The sequence below is a fragment of the Shewanella salipaludis genome, assembly GCF_012911865.1.
GTDB classification, from domain to species: domain Bacteria; phylum Pseudomonadota; class Gammaproteobacteria; order Enterobacterales; family Shewanellaceae; genus Shewanella; species Shewanella salipaludis.
The window spans coordinates 45,073-71,820 of sequence record NZ_JAAXYH010000001.1; the positions used below are offsets into that span (position 1 = coordinate 45,073).

Here is a 26,748-nt window from a genome sequence, read left to right on the forward strand (position 1 = left end):
AAAAAAAAGCCGGGGCAATGCCCCGGCTTCTTTTTTATCTACTCCTTTTATCTACTCCAAGTTGTTCACACTGAGATTATTCCTGGGTAATGACCTGAATTAACACATCATTGGTTGAATCATCGCCTTCATCATCTTCAACCGTAGCAATTACGCTGTTGAGGAAGTTGATGGGCAGGGTATTTTCCAGACCTGGAATGAACTCGATAGTAAAGGCACAACTATAGGTGTCGCCAGGCGAGCCATTATAGGTGAGCTGTTGGTTCTCAACACAAGGACCATAACCTATGCTGTCGAAGACACCACCACCGTTGATCAGCCTGAATCCAGGAGTCGCCTGGTTGGCAAAGACATTAGCACCGCCCAATGTGAGCAGCGTCAGGTTGACGTTTTCTATGCCGGCGTTATGCAGCTCCAGTACCACCAGCATGCTGGCGGCGAACTTCATGTCTGTGGCTGGTGAGCCAGGAATGAAGGTGACAGCGGCATCGTCCATGTCTTGCACTGGTTGGCCATCTTCGTCCACGCCGTCTATGGTGGCAACGTTGACATGCACATCACCCGCATTGCCTTTCAGCTGCTCAGTGATGGTACAGCTGGCGTATTCACCCGGCAGCAGCATGAAGCCATTGAGTGGGGTAGGTGCAATAGGTGCACCGTTCAACATGTCGACCAGACAATCGCCGGTTAACACGTCAAACCTATCATCGATCAGGCTGCTGAAGGTGACCTTGTCGACACCGGCCGCATCTACACTGAACTCGAAGGTGTAGTCGACGGCGCGGGTGACGGCAGGATCGTCACCTGTTTCCAGTACCGAGGTTGGGTCGGCGGTCTTGATGAGGTTAATCATCGAAGGCACATCGTTGATCACCACGGTTTCAGAGTCTGAATTGGTGGCTTCATCGGCTTCATTATCCACCGCCTTGGCTGTGGCAATGTTGGTGTGTGAGCCGGCGCCTGAACCGCTGATAAATTCGTCGAAACTACATTCATAGAAATCATTGTAGGCGATATAACCACCTGTGGCACAAGTGCCTTTACCGTTAAGATCACCGAACTTGTCATCCATCAGACTGGTGAGTAGCAGCGGTGAATCCCAAGTATCTGAGGTGTTGTCGACCCTTACTGTGTAAGTGACTGTGTCGCCAGACTCGGGTACCTGATCCGGACTGGCAGACTTGAGTACGCTGATGGTGGGTGGCAGGTTAGTGACCTGTACCTGGATCACGTTACTGCAGTGATCACCGTCAACGCCGCCCACTGCGGCGCAGGTGTTACCGTCGGTCACAGGGGAGCCATTCTTGTCTTCGAGTGACAATTTGATCAGGTCATTATATAACTCCGGACTCTGATCGTCGGGCAGATCTGTGTCGACGATATGCACCTTGAACTGACAGCTGTAGGAGCCGCTTGGGGCGATTTCACCGCCGTTGGCAGGCTGAGTACAGTTGCTGGCAGTCAGATAGAGACCGTCGGCTGCACCTGCTGCGCCTGTGGCGCCCCAGAGATCGAAGGTAGTTTCATAACTGCCGTCGGCGCCTGTGTCTATCACATCGCTGAGCGAGGTGAGGTACAGGGCTGTCTGAGCATTGGGGTTGGTGAAACTCACACTGAAGGTGTATTCGCCTCCCGGCTCGCTATAGGTATTGGTGCCTATCAGGGCCTTGACTACGGTTGGTGGGTTGGGTTTGATGAACACGTCTATGTCGAAGGAGTCACAACGGCACTTGGATGGAGTGCCGGGAGCGGCTGGGTCTTCTTCGCTACAATCTTCACCTGTCTTGTTATGCCAGGCCATACAGTAATTGAATTCTGCCTTGCCGGAATTGTCATCGTCACGGCAGAACAGGGTGATCTCTTCTGCTTCATATAAGTGGGTTGGGTTAAAGCCTGCCGCCTTACTGATGTCGGCACAGACATCCAGACCTTCTTCCAAGTCCACCCCTGGGCCATCGGTTCGACCCAGCAGAATGGAACAGGTGTTATCCGGGTTGGAATCTTGGGCACTCCAGTTGCCTTCGGGCAGATACGCTGAATAGTCGTAACGCTCGTTGGCCGTGGTGGTGATGGTGACATCGGCCAGGAAGGTCACTTCTGTGCCCAACACGCATTCCACGGGATCACCTGGGTTATCAATATTCTTGATGTTATCTACCTTACTCACCCGCACGTCGTTGGCGGTACAGTTAAGGTTGAAACCTGCCTGTTCGGCCATACAGGCCTGGTCCATCTTCTGTGGGAAGAAGGAGGCGTTGGCGGGCGTGAGACTGGTAGCACCATAGAGGAAGGCGCTGCTTATCAGGGTAACGCCCAGTGCCCTGGTAAGCCGGTTACAATTGAATCGTTTCATAATATTTCCCATCCATTTCAGTATTTCAAATCAGTTATGGAAAGTCATAAGAAGCCTGTCATAAGAGGTCGGTCATAGGGGGCACTGGGCTCCCAGTCATCGGATCTATTCACTACATGCTTCAGGTAAAAACTTGTATATAAATGATAAAACGAACTTTTTATGCTAACTGTGTTGATTGGTAGCCCTGCTGCCTATCCGGACCTTGATTGCGGTCCTGTATCGCTGCTGCAGTGATGAGCCCAGGCGCTTTATCCATGCTCTCTGTCCATGTTCTCTGTCCATGCTCACTACCCATGTATTGTCTCCTGTACTGCATACCGCGTCTGAGACAGGGGAGAGTGCCGGGCTTCGGCTACTGGTAGATGTAAAAGCAAGCACTGGACCATGTTTGTAAGAGCTTGATTGCAATTGATAAAGTGTTTTTATTTGATGAGTTTGAATCGCTTTCGTTACACTCGATTTAACACTCATGAAACACCCGTGGCGATGGCTCTGGTGGTATCCATTTGTAAACAATGGTGTTTTATTCAAGTGTCACACTGCACATGGGCTTGTCACACTGTTGCTATGTTGTACACCTTGTTCCGTCCATCGCCGCATAGGCGACGGGAGCGAGGCTCGTATCTTGAGATGAGAACGTTGAGATGGGACGTTGAGATAGAGAGCTTGAGATGGGAAGCGGTCCTATGTTGGACCGAGTCGCTGGGTTCAGGTAATAGCTGTGGCACAGGGTTCAGGTAATAGCTGTGGCACAGTCGCGCATCTAGATTTTTGCGCTGAAAATCAGGCTTTCAGTAGAGAAAGCATCAATAGGCGTTATTTTCAGCAGTAATGCAATTTGTTAGCAAATGTAACATTTTGCCAACACCCATAAAATGAAAGATTTACCAATCAAATTATTTGGTGTTTTATTCTGTAAAATTGCTACATTAAGGTCATTTATACTAGAGCATTGTAACTTATTTAGTGTAATTAATAACTTGCTGAACGACTATTAGTAGGCTTGCTCATTTTATGGCTTTATCCTTGATTCTGATACAAATTCAAAAAAACAACCCCAAAACGATCGAAAAATGATCAATTATTGGTTGTTATATCGCCAACCCTTTTGCTAGTATGCCGGCTGTTTTTACTCGCAAAGCCAGTAAACACCTGGGTTAGACCGAGTGAAGTTGTTAAGCGGGTTTAAGAATAATTGACTCGGCCTTCGGGACCGAGACGCAAGATTATTTACATAGTTTAGGGGTAACGAATTTGAACATGATGAATGTTGTTGCGGCATCAGGTTTTTCCGCGGTAAAGGTGTTAAGACCTTTAGCCATGTCACTGTTGGCATTTTCTGCATTCGGCTTTGCGGTGTCTCCTGCTGAGGCCGCGGTTACAGGGGAACAGAAAACCTTGGTGTTCCTGGTGAACTTTCAAGAAAACCCGAATGAAGCGCCGCTGAGCAGCGCAGAAGCGAATTCGTTGGTCTTTGGTACTGTCAATGATTTCTATCGTGCCAATTCCTATGGCCAGCTGTGGTTATCGGGAAAGGTTGCCGGTCTCTTCACCGTCCCCTTGTCTAATACAGTGTGTAATGATGCTGCTGTGGCAGAGGCGGTTAACACCCTGGCGGTGGATGCCGGTGTGCCAATCGCAAACTATGATCGTTATATTTACCTGACCACCAGCACAGCCTGTTCCTCCGAGGGCTCAGGCACTTCCTCTGGGCTGCCTTCGCGCGCGTCTATCAATGGTAAGTTTGCTCCCAGAGTCGTGGCCCATGAACTGGGGCATAACTTAGGCTTGTCTCATTCCAGTGCGCTCGATTGTGGTGATGTCACTCTCGGCGATCAATGTCGGGTGCTGGAGTATGGCGACAGCTATGACACCATGGGTAACCATGATATGGGCTACTTCAATACCTTCCAGAAGGAGCGCCTCGGCTGGTTGTCTGCCTCTGCGGCGCCCAAGGTGACTCTGGTACAGCAAGACGGCCTATTCACCCTGGGGGCTTACGAGCAAAATAATGGCTTGCCTGTCGCATTGAAAATTCCCCGTGGTGCGGACCCTGTTACCGGCAAGATGCGTTGGTTCTATATCGAGTATCGTCAGGCCTTGAGTCATGATAGCTTCCTGGCGGATCGCTCTTACCAAGCCTATCGTGGGGATGTGACCGAAGGTGTGGTGGTGCGTCTGGCAACCGAAGGTGAGCAGAAGAGCAGCCGTTTACTGCACCTGAAGCCAAACTCCACATTCAAGCAACTTTTTGGTTTCAGTGACTGGGAAGACCCGGCGATGGCGATAGGTGACACTTTCACTGACACTGAGTCAGGAGTGACTTTCAGCCTGCAGTCTGCCAATGGCAGTACCGCCGACATCAGCGTTCAGATGGGTTCAGGCTCAAGCCAGTGTGTGATTGCGGCTCCCGTGGTCTCTTCGGTGGTGGGCTCCGGCTCGGCAATGGCGGGTGATACCCTGCAATACAGTGTTAAAATAGAAAATCGTGACTCAGCTGAGTGCGCCGCCAGTGACTTCTCGGTCAAGGCAAGTGTATTGAGTGGTTGGTTGGCCAACACTGTGACAGTGAATTTGGCCCCGGGACAAACTCAGCAAGTCAAGCTGTCGGTGACTTCCGCAAGCACAAGCGCTGCTGGAAGCTACAGCATTCCCGTTACTGCCGCCTCCCTTGTTAATGCCAATGTCAAAGGGAGTATCAACCTGACTTACCAAGTGGCATCATCCTCGACCGGTGGCTCTTCAGGCTTGGCTGCGAATGATGATTTGGTGACTATTTCGAGCAAGCAGGCCGTTACCATAGCTGTACTGGGTAACGATACAGTCCCTGCTGGTACTCAGGTGACAGTGCAAGCGTCTGGCGCAGCCAAGGGCAGTGTTGAAACCCTGAGTGATGGCAGTGTACGTTACACGCCGGCCAAGAGCTTCAAGACCAGTGACAGCTTCAGTTATACCCTGTCTGATGGGGTTAGCAGCGCCAGCGCGACCGTGCAGATAAGCCTGGTTTCATCCGGCGGAAGCGGTAAGGGCAAGCGCCGCTAAGCGTATTTATCCAAAAGAAAGGCCTGGCGGTATCGCCAGGCCTTTTTGGTTTTGCACCGTTAGTGCTGAAAGGTATCTCCTGTTGCAGGCGCTCAGTTACCGCTCGGGCAGATAGGGCAATCTGCAGAAGCTGTGTTGCTGGCCGATGAACCGTCAAGTTTTAGCTGACCACTGGCCAAAACTGTGTCGCGGAAGTTTTGGTTGATAGGGTTAGCGAAATCTTTGGGTATGTAGCTGCCGCTGTAATTCATACAGGCGTCAGGGCCGAGTGTGATGCCGGACAATACGGCAACATCGTCTCCAGGATCGCCAGGGGTTCCCGAATCGTCGACGACACTGACATTGACCAGAGTCAGTCCAGGGGTGGTTGTGTTACATACCTGGCCGCTGAAGCTGACCTCGGCTATGATGCCATTCGCTGTGGGTACGAAGCTGCTGCTGCACTCCTTATCGACATAGATCATGGGCGACAGGCTGAGAGGCTCACACTCATCTCCGGCTGTGTCTGTGATGGTGGAGGCACCCGTTGGGCTGCCTGAGGCAGTCACAGTGACACTGTTATTGAGCCCATTGCTGGAACTTTCGAAGCTGCCGCTGTAGGGGGCTTCAGCGCCTGACAATATGGTGCCGAGCGCATGCATGTTGCCGGCCTCACTATCTGTGACCACAACATTATACAGGGTACCACTGCCGTCGTTGATGACCTTGCCCTCGTACTGATAGACATAACCCGTTTCGGTTGCATTAACCTCGGCTTGGCTGCAGACCTTGGTGATATCGACACTGCAGAGATCGAAGTCATGCAAGACAAAGTCTTTGAGGGTGGCGGTGAACTCGCTCGATGAGCGAGTCTCTGCCATGAAGCTGCTGAAGCAGTTATCCCCACCGACGAGTTGGGTCAGGTTGATACCCCCTTCGAATATGGATTCATAGGGGAATTGATTGGCCGTATTGTCATTTTTTGACTGATAGGGCCAAGGTGAAGGCGTTGGATCATAGGGACCATCTTCATCATTGGTGATGGCGCAGACCAGATCGCCGGCCGCAGAACCGCAGATGGCGTTACTCTTATGTAACAATCTTATGTTGGCGGCGTCACATTCCCCGATACCTGGGTTGTTGCTGGCTGCCTTACTGCAAGAGTCATCCCATATGTCGACGCGGATCTCGGGACTGGCACCGGAAGCTTGGGGGAAGTTGGTTAGCACCAGCACATCGCCGTTGGTGTGTTCACCTTCAAAACTGCCGTCACCCTTGGCTTCGACGTGTTGTTTAAAGAACCAGAAGCCCATGAAGGCATCACCCTTATTGGAAATCCGGTCGGCGCCGAAATAAATGAGCAAATCACCGGCAGCATTGTTGTATGCCGCGGCATAGGCATTGGTGATCTCATCCTTATCGGGTGAGCTACCTGCCTTGTGTGCCCACTGGGCTATGGGTTGGATGTCTTTGCGTCCCCCGGTGAAGATACTGGTATCTATGCCTTGGGCATTGGGTTCATCGTTGACTATGCCAGTAAATGCCGTGGTATTACCGCCGTTATTGAGTCCTCCGTTGTAGAGTGTTTCCCAGTCATAGGGCGGAGCGACACTGTCTTGAATCGCGTTGCCCTCGAGTTCGAAAATACCTTCATCATGAACGGCGAGCGTGGTCGGGGCGAATAGCCCTATGGCCAGGCCCAGAATAAACGCCGGACTTTTTGTCAGTAGTGAGTTTTTACCAGTTATTTTCATAGCCTTCTCCATTGTAAATGAGTGCTATTGCAATGAGAGGCGGTTATTGCGCCAGTGAGAAATGCAATAGCAGGGTGGAAATGACGATAACTGATAAGCAAGAGTTGGGCCGTAAGTATAACACTTTGATAAACTGGTGCTTTAGTGTTTTTTTGCGGTGTTTTTTGATTTAAAAGATAGGAAGTTGTATCGAAAGTGAAACAGGTGTTGCCCGGGGACAAGCTGTCTCTAATGCCTGCCGGGCGGATGGGCCCCGCATGGGCTCGAGTGGGGCCGGCATAGCCTGAATCCCACTCGAGCAGGGTCTAGGTGGCTATTGTGCGGCTTTCGTCTCCATTAAATTATCAAGTAGGGTGGCGAAGGTTTCATAGCTTTGGGCCCCGACCACAAGTTTGGGCTCCAACAGCCGATTGTTCTCGACTCTGCCTATGATAAAACTCGGCGTGCCGCGGATGCCTATGCTGGAGCCATAGGCGGTATCCATGGCGATCTTATCGGCAATTTGCTCATCCTTGAGACAGGCATTGAAACGTGTCATGTCCAGCGTCAGCTTGGTCGCGGTTTGCTGGTATAAGGCATCATCCAACTTGGAGATGTTGGCGAATAATGTCTCCCGCATGGGCCAGTAGGCTTGTTGTTGCTGGGCACAGCTGGCGGCAACCGCCGCCCCCTGGGCCTTGGGATGGAAGCTCAGTGGAAAATGCCTGGTCAGGTATCTGACTTTACCCGTGTCTATGTATTGGGTCTTTATTTTGGAGAATGCCTTATCTATGTAGCGTTTACAGTAAGGGCATTGAAAATCTGAAAATTCCAGAATGGCGACCTGAGCCTCGGCCTCTCCGAGGAAAGGCAGCTGGCCATCGTTATCCAGGTTGGACTGGGTGGGCAGGCTACGGAATTGCGGTTGTTGTGAGGCGGTCGCTATTGTGTGTATTTCCTTGACTTGTGCGCCTATGCTGGCCACTTCCTGTCTTAGCTGGGCTATTTCTTGCTTGAGATCCTGCTTGAGTGACGCCAGCTCTTTTTGTGCCTCTTCCTGATGGCGGGCACTGTCCTGGGGTTGGCAACTTATGACGCTCGTCATGACTGCCGCGAGTAAGACAGGCTTCAGGGGGTTGATTGACATGATGACACTCCTTGGCGTCGGCACCTGTCATAGTGCCGTGACGCGGCTAAAGGTTGTATGCAAACTTTTCAGCTCCTTGGCGGTGGCCGGGAGCTTGTCAGAAAGGCGCGCTAATACTCTGAACAAGATTAGAAGTTGATATGACATTTTTACAGGTCGATATGGCATTTTCTTACCAGGCGGTAGAAGGTGGTCCGTGAAATGTTCAGTTCTCTGGCGGCCGCCGAGATGTTGTGATTGTTGCGCTCTATGGCCCTGAGCAACACTTCCGTGTCTATCACTGTGCGCTGTTCGGCCAGATTGGCCCCCGAGTATTCTTTGCTGTGACCGGCGATCCCCAGGGCGCTCTCAGTGATGCGGGGAGTGTCCGACATCACCACGGCTCTTTGAATACGGTTCTTCATTTCGCGGATATTGCCAGGCCAGTCGTAAGCTTGCATGGCCTGGATGGCCGAGGGTGAGAAGTGAAATTCGGCGTCAGCCGGGGTGCATTCTTTGAGTATGATGTTGGCCAGCAGCATTATGTCTTCCTGGTATTCTCTCAGGCTCGGCATGTGTAACCGCAAGATATTGATCCTGTGGTAGAGATCTTCACGAAATCGGCCTTCTTCTATGGCGGTTTCCAGGTTCTGATGGGTCGCGAAAATGATGCGGCAATCGACCTCTATCGGCTGGCTGCCACCTATCCTCTCTATGGTACAGTCTTCGATGAACTGCAACAGGTTGACCTGCAACTCTATGGGCAAGTCGGCGATCTCATCCAGAAACAGGGTCCCCTTGTGGGCCCTCTCTATGTGGCCGAGATAACGCTGATCGGCACCCGTGAAGGCCCCTTTCTCGTGACCGAACAGCGCCGAATGGATCAGGCTGGGGGGCAGGGCGCCGCAGTTAACCGAGATCATGGGACCGGCGTGGCGGGCAGACAAGGCATGGATCCATCTGGCGCACAGGCCCTTACCCGTTCCGGTTTCACCGCTGAGCAAGATAGTGTTATCGACATAGGCTACGCGTTCGATCTTGGCATTCAAATCGCGGATCAGTTTGCCCTTGCCCAATAGCGGTGGCAGGGTTGCCGCCGTGATGCTGCTGTTGCCCGTCGGCGGCATGAGTTCTGCCATACCATTGGCGTGACCCAAGGTGTGGTCCAGCCTATGCCAGTCGAGTGGCAGATGATGATAATCGATGAAATATTCGGGCAACGAATGGCGAAATTTGGTTGTGTTGTTACAGGGGGTCGAAGTAATGGCGACCCATTGCATTGTGTGACCTGCATGCTTGAGGCGGGTGATGGTCGAAAATACCTGTGTCTGGCATGTCGGGGTGAGCTGGGCAATGGCAACATGGATTGGGTATTGTTTTGCCAATGTCATGGCACAGTCGACACTGGTTGCAGTGAGGCAATGCCAGTTATGATGAGCAAGTTCGGAGGCTATGTCTGTTATTTGTTGCCCCAGTTCCAATATGAGCAAGTAACGGGGCCGACATGATTTCTTAGCACTCTTGGTCATGAGACACCTAAATAGAATAAACAATCATCCATGAGTGATGTTATTTGAATGTCCTAATTCTAGGAGACAGGGTGGGATCTCTCAAGCCGGACCGGCGTATGATGCATGCTTTAAAGCTCAGCAAGCCAGTCCATCCGAGCCAGGGGTGGCAGACGCTGCAGGGGAATGGACACCAGTCGTCTCTGCAGCGCATAGTCGTTGTTCCCTGCGACTCAAGGCCTATTGCAAGGTCTAGCGCAAGGTCTAGCGCCAGCGCTTATTGCAAGCCCTTATTGCAAGCCCTGGTACAGGGTCTCAATCCACTGCTCTTCAGAGACAAATTGCCAGCCCCAGTCCTTCCAGGGAGCGGGTATGCCTTGGGCCTTTAGCTGGGTAAGACTCTGACCCGCTTGCAATTGTTGTTGCATCCAGGCAATGCTTTCATCGAGCATGAGCTTGAAGCGCTGCAGATCGGCTTTGGTGGCAAGCTCGCCATGCCCGGGGATCACTTGGGTCGTGTCACTTAGCAGTGTTAACACCTGAGCGACATTATCCCGATAACCGCCAACAGAGCCGCCGGCATCGAGATCTATGTAGGGAAATCTATCCTTGAAAAACAGATCCCCCATGTGCACCAGGCTTTTGTCATCCCACAACACTATGCTGTCACCATCCGTGTGGCCGGGGCCCAAATACATGACCTGCAGGGTATCGCCGTTGAAATGCACACCGATGTGTTGATCATAGGTGATGACGGGCAGAGCCGAGGCCGGCAGCTTATTGTCGGCGGCCAGACGTTTGAGCACATTGTGGTGAGCCATGATGGTGGCCTGTTGCCCAAAATGGCCATTGCCCCCCGTATGATCCCCATGATAGTGGGTGTTTATCACATACCTGGGGGCGCCGGGTTGGATGTTGGCCAGAGCGCGACTTATCTTGTCGGCCAGAGGGGCAAACTGATCGTCTATGATGAGTATCCCGTCTTTGCCGGCACTGACGCCTATGTTGCCGCCGGCACCTATGAACAGATAACTTGTGTCTGTGAGCCTGGTCGCCTTGATCTCAACCTTGGCAAAACTGTCGTCGGCGGCGTGCAGGTTCAGGCTGACGCAGAGGGGAAGACAGAGACTGGACAAGCGCAAGAAGCGGCCTGGGGGGAAGGTGAAGAGACGAATGACACTGTGCATTGGAAGACCTCAGAGAGATTGATGATTGTGGTATCAGCTTAATTTAGTTCGAAATGTGGCATAAAAAAAGCTGCATGAGCAGCCTTTTTTATTCCTGAACATCATCCGGACATCGTCCGGACATCATTGGGTCCATGGCAGCCAGCGGCGGGCTCTGTTATCGGCCTGACCCAGGGCGATAGCGGCGCCATGGCGCATGCGGTATAGGCTCTGGTAGCACAGGGGCACCAGATACAAACTGGTGACAGTAGAGAAGGTCAGGCCCCCTATGATGGCTATCGCCATAGGGGAGTAGGGAGGACCGCCGCCACCTATCTGGGTATCGCCCATGGCCAGGGGCACCAAGCCGAGTACCGTGGTGCCGACCGTCATCAGCACGGGCCGCAAACGCGTGATACACACAGTGCTTATGGTCTTGGAGAGGGTCTCGAGTGGCGGCGACATCTGATTGATCTGATCCACCAGCACTATGCCGTTGTTGACCACTATGCCCATCAGGATCAATATGCCTATCATGGCCATCACAGACACGGGCGTACCTGTCAGCAGCAGTGCCCAGAAAACCCCGGTTATCGAGAAGAGTATCGAGGTGATGATGGCCGTCGGCAGCAACAAGGATTCGAACAAGGCGGCCATGACTATGTAGATCATGGCGATTGCCAAGATCATATTGGTTGCCATCACGGCTTGATCTTCATCCTGGCGCTGGAAACCGCCCCGCAGCGAATAGTCGTAACCCTGGGGGAAGTTGACCGCAGCCATCACCTGCTTGATGTGCTTTTGCGCCTCTTCCGTGGTGAGATTTTCCAGGTTAGCCCCTATGGAGAGCGAGGTCTGGCGATTGTAATGCCTTATGGTATCGAAGCGCGGGGTTATCGAGATATCGGCCAGGTTGTCCAGGGTATAGACCCGGTCGCCTATGCGTGCCAGCGGCAGCTGCTTGAGCCGTTCCAGCGATGCCTGCCAACGTTTGTCGTAGGCCAGTTCTATCCGCAACTCGCCATTGGGATCGTGGCGGAAGGAGCGCAGCGGCGAGCCGCGCAGTGCCATGGAGATGGCCGAGGCGACCTGATCCAGTTTAAGATCCAGCCTGGCGGCCATCTGCCGGTCGATACGCACTATCACTTCCTGCTGGGCGCCACTGATCTCGGAGCGGACATCCTCCAGGCCTGTAATGTTTGCCAGCAGGGGGATCACTTGCTCGCTCAGGCGGATGAGTTCCGTGGTCGAGCGTCCTGTGAGGGTGACTCTGATTCCCTGGTTTTCATTTCCCCAACCTATCTGTGGCTTGGCGATGGAAAACTTGGGAAAACCCTCGCGAATGGATTTTTTCAGCTCGGCCAGATCTATCTCTATATCCTTCTGCAACAACAGGGTCGATTGACCGCTGTCGGGCGAGTAGTAACTGTAGACAGAGTCGATGTGGAACTTCTCCTTGTTGCCGTAGAGATAGTCTTCCATCTTATTGATCATGGCCTGAGTGACCTCGAGGCTGTGGCGTCCCTCGACATTGTAATTGATGTAGATCCGCTCCTTACTCTGGCTGTCCTGTTGATCTTTTTGTACAAACTTCAGCGGGATGCCGGTCGAGGCCAGGATCAGGACGGCGATGGCACCGCTGCGCCAGGGCCGCGCCAGGATCCAGTCCAGGCTGACATGGTAGAAATGTTCCAGCCTGCTCGCCTTGGTCTGCGGGACGATCTTGAAGTGGAACTTGGTCAGCATCAACGGCAGCAATGTCTTGGCAACCAGCAGGGAGGCGGCCAGCGAGATGCAGATGGCAATGGCCACGTGCTCGAGGAAGATGGTCAGCTCCACCTTGACGCCGACGATATTGGGCAGGAACACTATGGCCGTGGTCAGGGTACCCGCCAACACCGCCAGGGCGACTTTATCCACCCCTGTGAGCACGGCATCCTCGCCGTTGCCTGTGTGGCCTTGTTTCTCCTGCAAGACACTCTCGGTCACCACCACGGCATTATCGATCAACATGCCGATGGCGAGCAGCAGCCCCATCATGGAGAGGATATTCAGGCTGTAACCGAGGAAATACATGCCCGCCAGCGTCATGCAGATGGAGATGGGGACGGATGACACTACTATCAGGGTCATCTTGAAGTTACGCAGGAACAGATAGAGCACGGCGAACGACAGCAGGGCACCTATGAGACCGGAAAACAGCAGATCCTTGAGTGAAGATTTGACCCCATGGGCCTGATCTTCCATGATAAACAGCTTGATCCCCTGGAATTGCTGATCTTGTTTTATCTGCTCTATCAGCTTATTCACCCTGTCGGATACTTCGACCAGATTGGCACCTGACTCCTTGAAGACATCCAGACCCACGGCATATTTTTGATCCAGATGACGGCCTTCGATGCGTTCCGGCAGGGCATACTGGACCCTGGCTATGTCACCCAGGGTGATCCCCGGGATCAGCACCAGGGCGGTGATGTCTTCCAGACTGCGAAACTCCCCCTTGGGTGAGACCTGGTAGACGGTGGCATCGGCCCTCAGGGTGCCGGCGCTGACCACGAAGTTTTCCCCGGCCAAGCGTTGCTGTATATCCGCGGCCGACAAGCCGCTGGCCGCCAATTTGTCGGCATCCAGGCGTATTTCTATCTGCTTTTGTTCTACGCCGTAGAGGGTTACCTTGGAGACCCCTTCGACCCTTTCCAGCGGCCGCTTGAGCTGCTTGTCGAGCAGATCGAAGGCGCCCGAGAGCTCCCGCTCGCTGGAGATACGTATGGTCAGAATCGGCATGTCGGCGGTGCTGAATTGCATGATCAGCACGCGCTCGACATCCTTGGGCAACAGGTGCCTAACGGCATCTATCTTCTCCCTGGCCTCCAGGCTCTTGGTGGCGACATTCTCGCCCCATTTCATGTTGAGCTGGATCTCGGCACCGTCCTGGCTCGACTTGGATTTCAGCTCGTCTATGCCGCCCATGGTTGCCAGTGATTCTTCCAGCACCTTGGTGATGTCACGCTCGACCTCGGCAGGGGTCGAACCCTTGTAGGGGACTTGTACCATGATCTGAGGTATGTCGATCCCGGGCAGCATCTCCAGTGGCAGTAGGCGGCTGGCCGCCAGGCCGAACAGGAGTATGGCGACAAAAAACATGCTGGTGGTCACAGGGCGTTTAATCGCCAAACGGGTCAGGTTCATAGCGCGCTCCCTGTGGCGTCAGCCAGGTCAGCGGAGGATGCCTGGACGCTATCGTCTTTGCGAGCGTACTGCTTACGATCAAATAAGGCGTATAACACGGGCAGTACCACCAGGGTCAGCAGGGTCGAGAAACTCAGGCCGAAGATCACTGTGATGGCCATGGGGGCGCGAACTTCCGCACCGTCGCCCAGGCCCAATGCCATGGGTAACAGCCCCAGGGTCGTGGTCAGCGTCGTCATCATGATGGGTCGCAGTCGGGTGTGGGCCGCCTGGCTGATGGCGTCGAGTTTCATGACCCCCTCGGCGCGCAGCTGGTTGATCCTGTCAACCAGGACTATGGCGTTGTTGACCACTATCCCCGCCAGCATGATGAGACCTATGAACACCACCACGCTCAGGTGGGTTTGGGTGATAAATAGCCCGAGCACACTGCCGCCGACGGCCATGGGCACGGCTATCAGGATCAGCAGTGGGTGCAACAGTGACTCGAACTGGCTCGCCATCACCAGGTAGACGAGGAATACAGCCAGTATCAGCGCGATTTTCAGCGACTGAAACGAATGCTCCATCTCTTCATTCTGACCGCCGAAACGTGCCTGTACCGAGGTTGGCAGGCGCTGCTGGGCCAGTATCTGCCTGGCCTGGATGACGGCGTCGCTGAGATCGCCGTGGGCCAAATTGGCCGAGACTATGGCGACCCGCTGTTGGCTGATGCGGTTGATTGCCGAAGGACCCAGTTGCAGGCTGACATCGGCAACGGCGCTCAGGGGGATGGGCTGGGTGCTGTTGGGGTTGATGATCATGGCGTCTATGTCGCTGACCTGATCCCTTTCCTCCAGTTCGCTGCGCACCAGGATGTCGACCTTGCGATCTTTGACTGTGTACTGGCTGGCGACCGTGCCACCGATACGCTGGGCGATACGCCCGGCCACGGTGGGCGCATCCATGCCGAGTGCCGCGAGACGGGCGTGATCGAAGCGTATGCTCAGTTCAGGCTGGCCGTCGCGCAGGCTGGTGTTCACATCGGCAAATCTATCCGACTCGGACAAGGCCGAGACCAAGGCATCGGCACTGTGCTTGAGCTGGGCCAGATCATAGCCCGAGAGCTCGATTTCCAGTGGCGTCTTGAAACTGAATAACTCGGGATGTTCTATCTTGGCTTCGAGTTCGGGAATGCGCTTGGCGGTAGTGCGCAGCACCTGGCTGACGGCGTCGAAGGCCTGATGGTCGGCCAGCACCACCTGCAATCTGCCCCAGTTCTCGCCGCCTCTGCTGGTGTCAGAGGTCATCAAGCCGCCGCTGCCCGCCTGGCTATAGGCGTGCTTGACGTCGCTTCTGTCCTTAATAGACAAGGCCAACTGTTGCAATACCCTGTCCGTGACTGTGACTTCTGTGCCGGGTGGCAGCAGAATTTCCACATAGAACTCGCCTTGATTCATCGGCGGGATCAGTTCCATTCCGAGCCGCGGCAGCAGGGCTATGGCCCCCAGAGTGACGGCGATGGCCAGGCTCAGGGTGAGTTTCTGCCGGCGCAGCGCCACCGCCAACAACTTGTGGTAGAGGCGCTCCAGGCCGTGATAAACGGCGTTGAAGGCACTGCTTAGGGGGCGCATCAGCAGGCCGCTTAACCAGGAGAGCAGGCGACCGAGCAGCAGTGTCAGGGTCAAGAGCGCATTGGGCAAATAGCTGAACAGCAGCAGTATGGGGAAAGAAAATACCGTGGCGCTATAATGTTTCAGTTTAGCCATTCGGGTCTGGGGCATTGCCTTGGGGGCCTTGGCCAGGAGGGGGGGCAGCAGGTTGAAGCCTTCTCTGGAGGCCAACATGGGAATAGAGGTCAGCGCGACCAGCAAGGAGGCCAGCAGGGCGAAGGTCACTGTCAGCGCCTGATCCGAGAACAGGGCACCGGCGATGCCGTCGACAAATACCAGCGGCACGAACACCGCCAGTGTGGTCAAGGTGGAGGCGAAAATGGCCCCGGCTACTTCCTTGGTACCTGTTACCGCAGCGTCTTTCTTGCTCATGCCCTCGCTGCGGCACCTGTCGATGTTTTCCAACACGACTATGGCGTTATCCACCAAGAGGCCAACCGCCAGCGCTATGCCGCCCAGGGACATGATATTCAGGCTGATGCCGGAAAAATACATCATGTTGAAGGTGGCGATGACAGAAAAGGGGATCGAAATGGAGATGATCAGGGTCGGAATGATGTCACGCAGGAAGAGATAGATCACCAGCATGGACAAGAGGCTGCCGATGAGCGCCGAGGAGGTGACTTCACTGACGGCGCTCTCGATAAACTCAGATTGATCATAGATGACCTTAAGTTCAGATACCGCCGGATCTTGATTGATTTTGACGAGCTCATCCCGCAGCTTATTGGCCACGGCCACAGTATTGGCGTCACCTTCCTTGTAGATGGCCAGTTCTATGGACTCCTGGCTGCCGATACGGGTCACATCGCTGCGCTCCTTATAGGCATCGGTGATCTCGGCGACTTCGAACAGCCTGACCAGGGTCTGGCCATCGCGATAGACTATGACCTGTCCCAGTTCCTGCAATGAGCTGAATTGGTTCAGGGTACGCACCAAGTATTCCTTGTCGCCCTGAATGACCTTACCGGCGGACAAGTTGATATTTTCTTCGGCAATACGCGTCTTGATCAGGTCGGCATTGAGGTTCAGCTGGGCCAGTTTATCCTGATTGAGCTGGATATGGACTTCCTGCTCCAGGCCTCCGGACAGCCTGACTGCCGCGACTCCGGAAAGGGCCTCGAGGCGACGTTTGAGCTCCTCTTCCGCATAGGTACGCATCTGCTTCAGCTGGGGTTCGCTGGCATCGGGCACGGAAAGCGCCAGACGCATGATGGGATCCAGATTGGGGTTGAAGCGCAGCAGCAGGGGCTTCTTGATGTCCAACGGCAGGGCTATGGTATCCAATTTCTCACGGACCTCCAGGCTCGCCATGTCCATGTTGGTGCCCCATTCGAATTCCAGCACCACATCCGACATGCCGGAGCGGGAAATCGACGAGATCTTACGCAGTCCCTTGACCACGCCGACGGCTTCTTCGACGGGTTTGGAAATGAGTTGTTCCACTTCGACCGGCGCGGCGCCTTCATAGGAGGTGCGGATCGTCAGTGTGGGGTAGCTCAGGTCCGGCAGGAGTTTCACCGCAAGGCGGGAGAAACCGACCATGCCGAACAAGATGATGGCCAGCATGAACATCCACACTGTCACCGGCCGTTTCACGGATGTGCTGATTAAAGACATAAGGCTGGCTCCGTTACTTCTGGGCTGAGGCTAAGTCGAGCGGCGTGATCACTTCGACCAGAGATTGGTCTTTGAGGTTTTGATGACCGCGGATCACTATCTGCTCTCCCGGCTCTACCCCCGAGACTATCTCGACTGTGTCGCCTTCACGGTAACCCAGTTGTACCTCGCGACGGCTGGCATTGGTGCCATTGATGACATAGAGGGCTAACTTATTGTCTTGGTTTATCAGGGCATTATAGGGGACTGTGATCACATTCTTATGAGTGTCATACCTGAGTTCGACCCGGGTAAACATGCCGGCCTTGAGGCTGGAATCTTGGTTGGGCACGGCCAATGTGACCTTGAAGGTACCACTCTGGGCATCGACAATCGGGCTGATGCGCAGGACCTTGGCGGCGATGGCCAGGCCATGCTGTTTACCCGTGTAGACTTGGGCATCCTGGCCTAAGCGCAGGCTCTGCAGTTGTTGCTCCGGCAGATGCACTATGCCATGGAGTTCATCCTGATTGACCACGTAGAACAGTTCTTCGAACTCCTGGGCCATGTTGCCCGTCTTCACGTAGCGTTTGGCGATGACACCGTCTATGGGGGAGGTGACATGACTCTCCTGCACCTGCAGCGCGGCGAGATCGCGCTTGGCTATCGCGGCCTGCAGGTTGTATTCGAGCTTGGACATGGCATCGGCGCTGATGAATTCCTTGTTGCTCATCTTCTTCAGGCGGTTGAGCTCCTGTTCGATGATCTTGACTTCGGCTTCGGAGCGGTCCAGATCATATTTCTGGCGCTTGGCGTCTATGACGGCCAGTACCTGGCCTTTCCTGACTCTGTCGCCTTCTTCGACGGCTATGCTCTGGAGCAGGCCGGCGATGCGACTGACGACCTTGGCTTCCTGGGGCGCTTCCAGTGTGGCCGTAGTGCTGTAAAAGGAAGAAACATTCCCCTGCGACACGACAGTGGTTTCAATGGGGACGGCGTACTTATCTTCCTCTTTGGCTTCAGGCTCTTGGCTGCAGGCTCCGAGCAATGAGACCAAGAGTAGTGGCAGGGCAATTTTGAGTTCTTGTAACTTGTCCATGTAAGTTTACCTGTGTTGGATGTGGCAATAAACTTCATAAGCACAGAGTGTGCCAATATTAAAATCCTTTAGGTTACAAAGGTATAGCTTTGTTTTACCTCAGGGTGTTAACCAAGGTTTCGCATATTGTAGCGAAAAAGTTTATCTAATGATGAATTTAACTAACTTAAAAAATGTAAGCTAGTTTTCCGGCATTCTTGCAGCGAGGGGCAGCCAGAGCGCTTGGATACAGTTGCTTGGAGGAGGTGACTTGAAGAGAGTGACCGGATAATAGGGAAAAAAAAGACGCCCAGGGGCGTCTTTTCTTGGTTCAGCAGGCTATCAGCGCTTATCCCGTGATACGAAGTCACGGGTGGTTTCGCCTGTGTACAACTGACGAGGACGGCTGATCTTATGACCAGGCTGATCCAGCATTTCTTTCCAGTGGGCAATCCAGCCGACGGTACGCGCCAGCGCAAACAGTACGGTGAACATACTGGTTGGGATGCCGATGGCCTTCATTATGATGCCTGAGTAGAAGTCGACGTTGGGATACAGCTTCTTGGAGATGAAGTACTCATCTTCGAGCGCGATACGCTCAAGCTCCATCGCCACATCCAATAATGGATCTACGACTTTCAACTCTGCCAGCACTTCATGACAGGTTTCACGCATCACCTTGGCACGTGGGTCGAAGTTCTTGTATACCCTGTGACCGAAGCCCATCAGACGGAATGGATCATTCTTGTCTTTGGCGCGTTCGATAAACTCGGGAATACGCTCGACACTGCCGATTTCTTCCAGCATTTGCAGGCAGGCTTCGTTGGCGCCGCCATGGGCAGGACCCCAGAGAGAAGCGATACCGGCAGCGATACAGGCAAACGGATTGGCACCCGATGAACCCGCCAGTCGCACCGTGGAAGTGGACGCGTTTTGCTCATGATCTGCATGCAGAATGAAGATCCTGTCCATCGCACGTTCGACGATAGGATTGACCTTATATTCTTCACACGGCACGGCAAACATCATGCTGAGGAAGTTTCCGGCATAGCTCAGATCATTGCGTGGGTACACGAATGGCTGGCCGCTGGAGTACTTGTAGCACATGGCCGCTATGGTCGGCATCTTGGAGACTAAGCGATAGGCGGCGATCTCACGATGGCGGGCATCGTTCACGTCTAACGAGTCCTGATAGAAAGCCGACAGGGCGCCGGTCACACCACATAGCATGGCCATAGGGTGAGCGTCACGGCGGAAGCCTCTGAAGAAGAAGGCTAACTGCTCGTTCACCATGGTGTGAGTCTTCACAGTGTGCACGAACTCAGCATACTGAGCTTTCGTCGGCAGTTCGCCGTACAGCAACAGGTAGCATAAGTCTAAGTAATCTGAATCGACGGCCAGCTGATCGATCGGATAACCGCGATGCAGCAACACACCTTGATCACCATCTATGTAAGTGATCGCAGATTCACATGATGCAGTCGCGAGGAAACCTGGATCGAAGGTGAAATAGCCTTTCTTTCCGAGTTTGCTTATGTCGATGACGTCAAATCCGGCAGTGCCCTGCTTGATTGGCAACTCAATCGAGTCGTTTCCTGGTAGTTCTAATTTGGCTTTTAAGTCAGCCATACCCCGTTCTCCTTACTTCTTTCTTATGTGAGTGCGGCATGTCAAAGGGCATTACTTTACAGCGATTGTGCATAAGATTTCAATTCAAATAAGCGTTTAAATTTGTTAGACCAAGGTATACAAACCCCGCTATTGCCTGTTGGCGCTGACACTTAAGGCAAAAAAATCGCAAAAAAAGAGAATTTGCATAATGTGAGGTTTGTATTTGACATTTGCCGCGAGTATACTTGCTCCCGCCCACAGAGGGCCGCAAACATCACCCTTTAGACAGACAGTTTTTGCTATGAAACTGGTGTGTTCTCAAAGGGTTAACTGTTTGTTTAAACTTTGCTTTTGCAATGACATTAGCTGTGAGCTGGCTCACAGTTCAAAGTTTGACCAAAAGCGGTTCACATAACAAAAAAAATGCTCAATGGAGCTGAGTGAGCAGAACGTGAAAAAGCAAAGACCTGTCCATTTAGATCTGCAAACCATTCGCATGCCTGCACCAGCGATTGCGTCAATTCTTCACCGTATCTCCGGTGTCATCATGCTGTTCGCTGTTGGCATTCTCATTTGGTTGCTAAATTCGTCTTTAGCATCAGCTGAGAGTTTCGCTGGCGTACAAGCACTGTTCGATAGCTTCGTCGTGAAGTTCATCGTCTGGGGCATTCTGACCGCTCTGGGTTATCATCTGCTGGGTGGTATACGCCATTTAGTGATGGATTCGGGTCGTTGGGAAGAGTTGGCTTCGGGTACCGCATCAGCCAAAGGCTTATTTGTGCTGACGGTAGCCTTTTCAATCGTAGCGGGGATCTGGGTATGGTAACCAATGCAGCGAGTTTTGGACGCAGCGGTGTCCATGACTATATTCTTATACGCGCAAGCGCGGTAATTCTGGCCTGTTATTCTATATTTCTGGTTGGCTTTATTGCCCTTAGTTCTCCTCTCACTTTTGACGTTTGGCATGGTCTGTTCAGCACACTGCCGATGAAAGTGTTCACACTCCTGGCCCTGTTTGCCTTGCTGATCCATGCCTGGATCGGTGTTTGGCAAGTCCTGACGGATTACATTAAATGTACTGCGTTACGGGGTGTTTTACAGTTTATCTTTGTCATCACTGCCTTTAGTTACCTGGCGGCTGGCATAGTCATAGTGTGGGGTGTCTAAGTGAGTATTCCAGTACGTGAATTTGATGCTGTAGTCATAGGTGCCGGCGGCGCCGGTATGCGTGCAGCACTGCAAATCTCCAAAGAAGGTAAGAGCTGCGCGCTGTTATCTAAAGTATTCCCGACCCGTTCTCATACCGTATCTGCCCAGGGTGGTATTACCGTAGCCTTAGGTAACGCCCATGAAGATCATTGGGAACAACACATGTACGACACGGTGAAAGGTTCCGATTTTATCGGTGACCAGGAAGCGATCGAATTCATGTGTCAAACCGGTCCTGAAGCTGTTATCGAACTCGAGCATATGGGTCTGCCCTTTTCGCGTTTCGAAAACGGCACCATCTATCAGCGTCCTTTCGGTGGCCAGTCGAAGAATTTCGGCGGCGAGCAAGCGGCACGTACCGCGGCTGCGGCCGACCGTACCGGCCATGCCTTGTTGCATTGCTTGTATCAGCAAAACGTTAAGCACAAGACCGAAGTGTATTCCGAGTGGTATGCACTGGATCTGGTGAAGAACGAAGATGGCGCCATTGTAGGTTGTACCGCGATCGAAATCGAAACCGGCGAAATAGTGTATTTCAAGGCCAAGGCAACGATTCTGGCAACGGGCGGAGCAGGGCGTATCTATGCCTCGACCACCAACGCCCACATCAACACCGGTGACGGTGTCGGTATGGCAATGCGTGCCGGTGTGCAGATGCAGGACATGGAAATGTGGCAGTTCCACCCAACAGGCATCGCCGGTGCGGGTGTGTTGGTCACCGAAGGTTGTCGTGGTGAAGGCGGTTATCTGCTGAACAAAGACGGCGAACGTTTCATGGAGCGTTATGCCCCTAACGCGAAAGACTTGGCCTCACGCGACGTGGTAGCACGTTCCATGATGACCGAAATTCGTGAAGGCCGTGGTTGTGACGGCCCATTAGGCCCGCACTTGCTGCTGAAATTGGATCACTTGGGCAAAGAGACTCTCGAAGAGCGTCTGCCTGGGGTGTGCGAACTGTCGCGTACTTTCGCCCACATAGATCCGGCCGATGGTCCAATCCCAGTGCTGCCAACCTGTCACTACATGATGGGCGGTCTGCCGACTAAGGTCAGCGGTCAGGTGATTCGCAAGAATGACGATGGCACAGAGCAAGAAGTGGTAGGTCTGTTTGCCGTTGGCGAAATCGCCTGTGTCTCAGTACACGGTGCCAACCGTCTGGGCGGTAACTCACTGCTCGACTTGGTGGTCTTCGGTCGCGCTGCGGGTCAACATCTGGGCAAAGCCCTGGATGCGACTGTCGATCCCAAGGCGGCTACCGAAGCCGATATCCAAGCCTCTCTGGCGCGTCTGAACCGTTGGGAAAGCAATAAAGACGGCGAAGATCCGGTGCAAATACGTAAAGACTTGCAGTTGTGCATGCAGCTGAACTTCTCGGTATTCCGTCGTGGCGATGCCATGGCCGAAGGTCTGGAACAGCTCAAAGCGATCCGCGAGCGTCTTGCCAATGCCAAGCTGTCTGATAACTCCCGTGAATTCAATACCCAGCGTATCGAATGTCTGGAGCTGGACAACCTGATGGCGACGGCGATTGCCACAGCTTATGCGGCTAACTTCCGTACCGAGAGTCGTGGTGCGCACTCACGTGAAGATTTCCTCGAGCGTGATGACGATAACTGGTTATGTCACAGCCTGTTTGACCCTGTGACCGAGACCATGGATCGTCGTGAAGTGAACATGACGCCTAAGTTACGTGAAGCCTTCCCGCCGAAGAAACGTACCTACTAAGGAATGGCAGAGATGAAATTACAATTTGCAGTTTATCGCTACAATCCTGATGTAGATACCAAGCCTTACATGCAGGATTACACCCTGGAAGTGGCCGAAGGTTCCGATATGATGGTCCTGGATGCGCTGCTCAAACTGAAAGAACAGGACCCAACATTGGCGTTCCGTCGCTCATGCCGTGAAGGCGTGTGTGGTTCTGACGGTATCAACATGAACGGTAAGAATGGCTTGGCCTGTATTACCCCGGTTTCTACCTTCAAGGGTAAGAAACTGGAAATACGCCCACTGCCTGGTATGCCTGTCGTGCGTGATCTCGTGGTCGATTTGACTCAGTTCTACATCCAGTACGAGAAAATCAAGCCGTTCCTCATCAATGATGAGAAGACACCGGCCCGTGAACATCTGCAGTCACCCGAGGAGCGTGCTCATCTGGACGGCCTGTATGAGTGCATCATGTGCGCCTGTTGCTCGACGGCTTGCCCATCTTTCTGGTGGAATCCTGATAAATTTATTGGTCCTAGTGGTTTGCTGCACGCCTATCGCTTCTTGATCGATAGCCGCGATACCGCGACGGAGGAACGTTTGTCTGGGCTGGATGATGCCTACAGCGTATTCCGTTGCCATGGCATCATGAACTGTGTTGACGTTTGTCCCAAGGGTCTTAATCCGACCAAGGCAATAGGTCATATCAAGTCCATGCTGTTGAAAAGAGCGGTGTAAATGCGACAACCTGAGCTAATACCAATAATAATATAGCTCGTGAAGAGTCACCTTCCATAGCGGGGGGTGGCTCTTTTGTGTGTAAAGGAATACGCCACGCCGTGAAATCTGGAACTCTAGGGCGGCAGATATATGCGTCGCATCGTTTGACGATGAAACGCATAGTTAATACTTATGGCTAAGCACGTGTATAAAGTTTGAAAGGAATAGAAATGCACCAAGGCATCATGAAAGCCTGGCTCGAATCATCTCACTTAAGTGGTGCAAATTCGACCTACGTAGAAGAGATGTATGAAGCCTATCAAGAAGACCCTCAGTCAGTCTCCGACGATTGGCGTACGGTATTTGATAATCTCCCTCCGGTGAACGGTGCCTCTGTTGACGCGCCCGAAGCTGCTCACTCCAAAGTACGTGATTATTTTCGTAGTTTAGCCCTGGAAGGACGTCACAAGAGCTCGGCTCGCGTTTCCGATCCTGAACTCGATGCTAAGCAAGTCAAGGTCCTGCAGCTGATCAACGCTCACAGGTTCCGCGGTCATCAGGGCGCCAATCTGGATCCCCTGGAGCTGTGGAAACGCGAAGCGGTTTCGGAACTCGATCCTGCGTTCCACGGTTTGACCGCCGAAGACATGCAGCGCGAATTCAATACGGGTTCGTTCGCCCATGGCGGCGAAACCATGAAGCTGGCGGATCTGGTCAAGGCATTGAAGAGCACCTATTGCGGTTCTATCGGTGCCGAGTACATGCACATCACAGATACCGAAGAGAAGCGTTGGATCCAGCAACGTCTCGAACCGTCTCTGGGCAAGGCCAACTACGACAAGGCGGTCAAGACCCGCATTCTCGCAGGCCTGAATGCCGCCGAAGGCATGGAAAAGTATCTGGGAGCCAAATTCCCCGGTGCCAAACGCTTCTCTCTCGAAGGCGGTGACGCCTTGGTGCCCATGCTGCGCGAGATTATCTATCGTGCAGGTTCTGCCGGCACCAAGGAAATCGTGGTCGGCATGGCCCACCGCGGTCGTCTCAACGTCCTGGTCAACGTGCTGGGCAAGCGTCCTGGTGAGTTGTTCGACGAATTCGCCGGTAAACATCAGGAATCCCACGGTTCAGGTGACGTTAAGTACCACCAAGGTTTCTCGTCCGATTTCGAAACCCCGGGCGGCAACGTCCACCTGGCGCTGGCCTTCAATCCCTCGCATCTGGAAATCGTCAACCCCGTGGTCATGGGCTCGGTACGCGCCCGTCTGGACCGCCGCGGTTGTGAATCGGGTCTGCAGGTCATGCCTATCACCATTCACGGTGACTCGGCGATCACAGGGCAGGGCATAGTCCAAGAGACATTCAACATGTCTCAGACCCGCGGCTTCAAAGTGGGTGGCAGCATACGTATCGTGGTCAACAACCAGGTTGGCTTCACTACGTCCAGCCAGCAGGATGTGCGCTCCACCGAATATTGTACCGACATCGCCAAGATGGTGCAGGCGCCGATATTCCACGTCAATGCCGACGATCCCGAGGCCGTCGCCTTAGTGTCGCAACTGGCTGTCGACTATCGCAACGAGTTCAAGCGCGATGTGGTGATAGATCTCGTTTGCTACCGTCGCCACGGTCATAACGAGGCCGATGAGCCGAGTGCGACCCAGCCGCTGATGTACGCCAAGATCAAGAAACACCCGACGCCACGTAAGATCTATGCCGACAAGCTGATCGCCGACAAGGTCATTGGCGCCGATGAAGTGACCTCCATGGTTAACGGATACCGCGACGCACTGGATCATGGTGATTGTGTGGTCAGGGAATGGCGTCCCATGACGTTGCATTCTGTCGACTGGACACCTTATATCGGCCGCGAGTGGGACGAAACCTACCCGGCGCAGATGTCACTCGACAGAATCAAGAATCTGGCCAACAAGATAAGCTATGTGCCCGAGAACCATAAGCTGCAGTCGCGGGTCGCCAAGATTTACAACGACCGTATTGCGATGGCCAAAGGTGAGAAGCCGCTGGACTGGGGCTTTGCCGAGACCTTGGCCTATGCCTCTATCCTGGAAGATAACAAGAGGGTGCGCATCACGGGTCAGGACTCTGGCCGCGGCACCTTCTTCCACCGTCACGCCGTGCTGCATAATCAAAACGATGCCACCACTTATCTGCCACTGCGTAACGTGGCCGAAGAGCAAGGGCCTATCGACATCACAGATTCTGTGCTGTCCGAAGCCTCGGTGCTGGCGTTCGAATACGGTTATGCCACAGCCGAACCCGGCGGCCTGACCATATGGGAAGCCCAGTTCGGTGACTTCGTCAACTGTGCCCAGGTGGTGATAGATCAGTTCCTGTCATCCGGCGAGCAGAAGTGGGGCCGTTTGTGTGGCTTGACCATGCTGCTGCCACATGGCTACGAAGGTCAGGGACCCGAGCATTCCAGCGCCCGTCTGGAGCGTTTCCTGCAGCTGTGTGCCAACCACAATATGCAGGTGTGCGTGCCCTCGACACCGGCTCAGGTTTACCACATGCTGCGTCGTCAGGTGGTGCGTCCTATGCGTCGTCCTCTGGTGGTGATGTCGCCCAAGTCCCTGCTGCGTCACCCATTGGCGGTATCCAGCCTGGAAGAATTGGCCGAAGGCAGCTTCCAGAATATTATCGGTGAAATCGATACCCTGGATGCCAAGCAAGTGGATCGCGTGGTCTTCTGTAGCGGTAAGGTGTATTTCGAGCTGCTGGAAAAACGTCGCAAAGAAAATATCACCAACGTAGCGCTCATCCGTGTCGAACAGTTATATCCGTTCCCGCACGATGAAATGACCGCTGCCTTGGCTGACTATCAGCATGTGAAAGATTTTGTCTGGTGTCAGGAAGAGCCTCAGAACCAAGGTGCCTGGTATTGCAGCCAGCATCACTTCTGGGCCACCATTCCTGCAGGCGCTCAGTTAACCTATGCCGGCCGGGAAGCATCCGCTGCGCCTGCCTGTGGTTATCCGGATCTGCACGTACGCCAGCAAGAGTCTTTAGTGAACAGCGCCCTAAAACTCGAAATAACACTTTAGTAATAGACAAT

At 53.5% G+C, this 26,748-nt stretch carries 15 protein-coding genes; 6 read left to right on the plus strand and 9 right to left on the minus strand.

Going from position 1 to position 26,748, the window contains the following annotated elements:
* Positions 1–76: 76 nt before the first annotated feature.
* Positions 77–2,353: a hypothetical protein gene (locus HC757_RS00170; protein WP_169562250.1), complete on the minus strand. Its 2,277-nt coding sequence runs from the start codon at positions 2,351–2,353 to the stop codon at positions 77–79.
* Positions 2,354–3,766: 1,413 nt separating this feature from the next.
* Between HC757_RS00170 and HC757_RS00175 the strand changes: the two genes are divergently transcribed.
* Positions 3,767–5,398 (plus strand): Ig-like domain-containing protein, encoded by a 1,632-nt coding sequence (locus HC757_RS00175; RefSeq protein ID WP_211164210.1) that lies wholly within the window; start codon positions 3,767–3,769, stop codon positions 5,396–5,398.
* A gap of 92 nt (positions 5,399–5,490) precedes the next feature.
* Here the strand turns inward: HC757_RS00175 and HC757_RS00180 are convergent, their stop codons facing one another.
* The 8 genes from HC757_RS00180 to HC757_RS00215 form a co-directional block, all read right to left on the minus strand.
* Positions 5,491–7,131: a DUF11 domain-containing protein gene (locus HC757_RS00180; protein WP_169562252.1), complete on the minus strand. Its 1,641-nt coding sequence runs from the start codon at positions 7,129–7,131 to the stop codon at positions 5,491–5,493.
* 313 nt (positions 7,132–7,444) lie between these two features.
* Complete coding sequence (locus HC757_RS00185) at positions 7,445–8,257, minus strand: thioredoxin domain-containing protein (protein ID WP_169562253.1); 813 nt, start codon at positions 8,255–8,257, stop codon at positions 7,445–7,447.
* Positions 8,258–8,406: 149 nt separating this feature from the next.
* Positions 8,407–9,765, minus strand: a complete 1,359-nt coding sequence (locus tag HC757_RS00190) for a sigma-54 dependent transcriptional regulator (protein WP_169562254.1) — start codon at positions 9,763–9,765, stop codon at positions 8,407–8,409.
* Positions 9,766–10,034: 269 nt separating this feature from the next.
* Positions 10,035–10,931 (minus strand): MBL fold metallo-hydrolase, encoded by an 897-nt coding sequence (locus HC757_RS00195; protein WP_169562255.1) that lies wholly within the window; start codon positions 10,929–10,931, stop codon positions 10,035–10,037.
* Between the two features lie 123 nt (positions 10,932–11,054).
* Positions 11,055–14,099: an efflux RND transporter permease subunit gene (locus HC757_RS00200; RefSeq protein ID WP_169562256.1), complete on the minus strand. Its 3,045-nt coding sequence runs from the start codon at positions 14,097–14,099 to the stop codon at positions 11,055–11,057.
* Entirely contained in the window at positions 14,096–17,371 is a 3,276-nt protein-coding gene (locus HC757_RS00205; RefSeq protein WP_169562257.1) for an efflux RND transporter permease subunit, read from the minus strand. Before HC757_RS00205 ends, HC757_RS00200 begins: the two co-directional genes overlap by 4 nt.
* A 13-nt stretch (positions 17,372–17,384) precedes the next feature.
* On the minus strand, positions 17,385–18,449 hold the full coding sequence (locus HC757_RS00210) for an efflux RND transporter periplasmic adaptor subunit (RefSeq protein ID WP_169562258.1): 1,065 nt from the start codon (positions 18,447–18,449) through the stop codon (positions 17,385–17,387).
* A gap of 321 nt (positions 18,450–18,770) precedes the next feature.
* Positions 18,771–20,057, minus strand: a complete 1,287-nt coding sequence (locus tag HC757_RS00215) for a citrate synthase (protein WP_169562259.1) — start codon at positions 20,055–20,057, stop codon at positions 18,771–18,773.
* Between the two features lie 412 nt (positions 20,058–20,469).
* On the opposite strand from HC757_RS00215, the gene sdhC reads away from it, so the two are divergent.
* The 5 genes from sdhC (at position 20,470) to sucA (ending at position 26,737) form a co-directional block, all read left to right on the plus strand.
* Entirely contained in the window at positions 20,470–20,865 is a 396-nt protein-coding gene (sdhC, locus tag HC757_RS00220; protein ID WP_169562260.1) for a succinate dehydrogenase, cytochrome b556 subunit, read from the plus strand.
* Positions 20,859–21,206, plus strand: coding sequence for a succinate dehydrogenase, hydrophobic membrane anchor protein (gene sdhD, locus HC757_RS00225; protein WP_169562261.1), 348 nt, complete (start codon positions 20,859–20,861; stop codon positions 21,204–21,206). The genes sdhC and sdhD overlap by 7 nt, the downstream gene beginning before the upstream one ends.
* On the plus strand, positions 21,207–22,973 hold the full coding sequence (sdhA, locus tag HC757_RS00230; RefSeq protein WP_169562262.1) for a succinate dehydrogenase flavoprotein subunit: 1,767 nt from the start codon (positions 21,207–21,209) through the stop codon (positions 22,971–22,973).
* Positions 22,974–22,985: 12 nt separating this feature from the next.
* Positions 22,986–23,693 (plus strand): succinate dehydrogenase iron-sulfur subunit, encoded by a 708-nt coding sequence (locus HC757_RS00235; protein ID WP_169562263.1) that lies wholly within the window; start codon positions 22,986–22,988, stop codon positions 23,691–23,693.
* 212 nt (positions 23,694–23,905) lie between these two features.
* Positions 23,906–26,737, plus strand: a complete 2,832-nt coding sequence (gene sucA / locus HC757_RS00240; RefSeq protein WP_169562264.1) for a 2-oxoglutarate dehydrogenase E1 component — start codon at positions 23,906–23,908, stop codon at positions 26,735–26,737.
* Positions 26,738–26,748 lie beyond the last annotated feature (11 nt).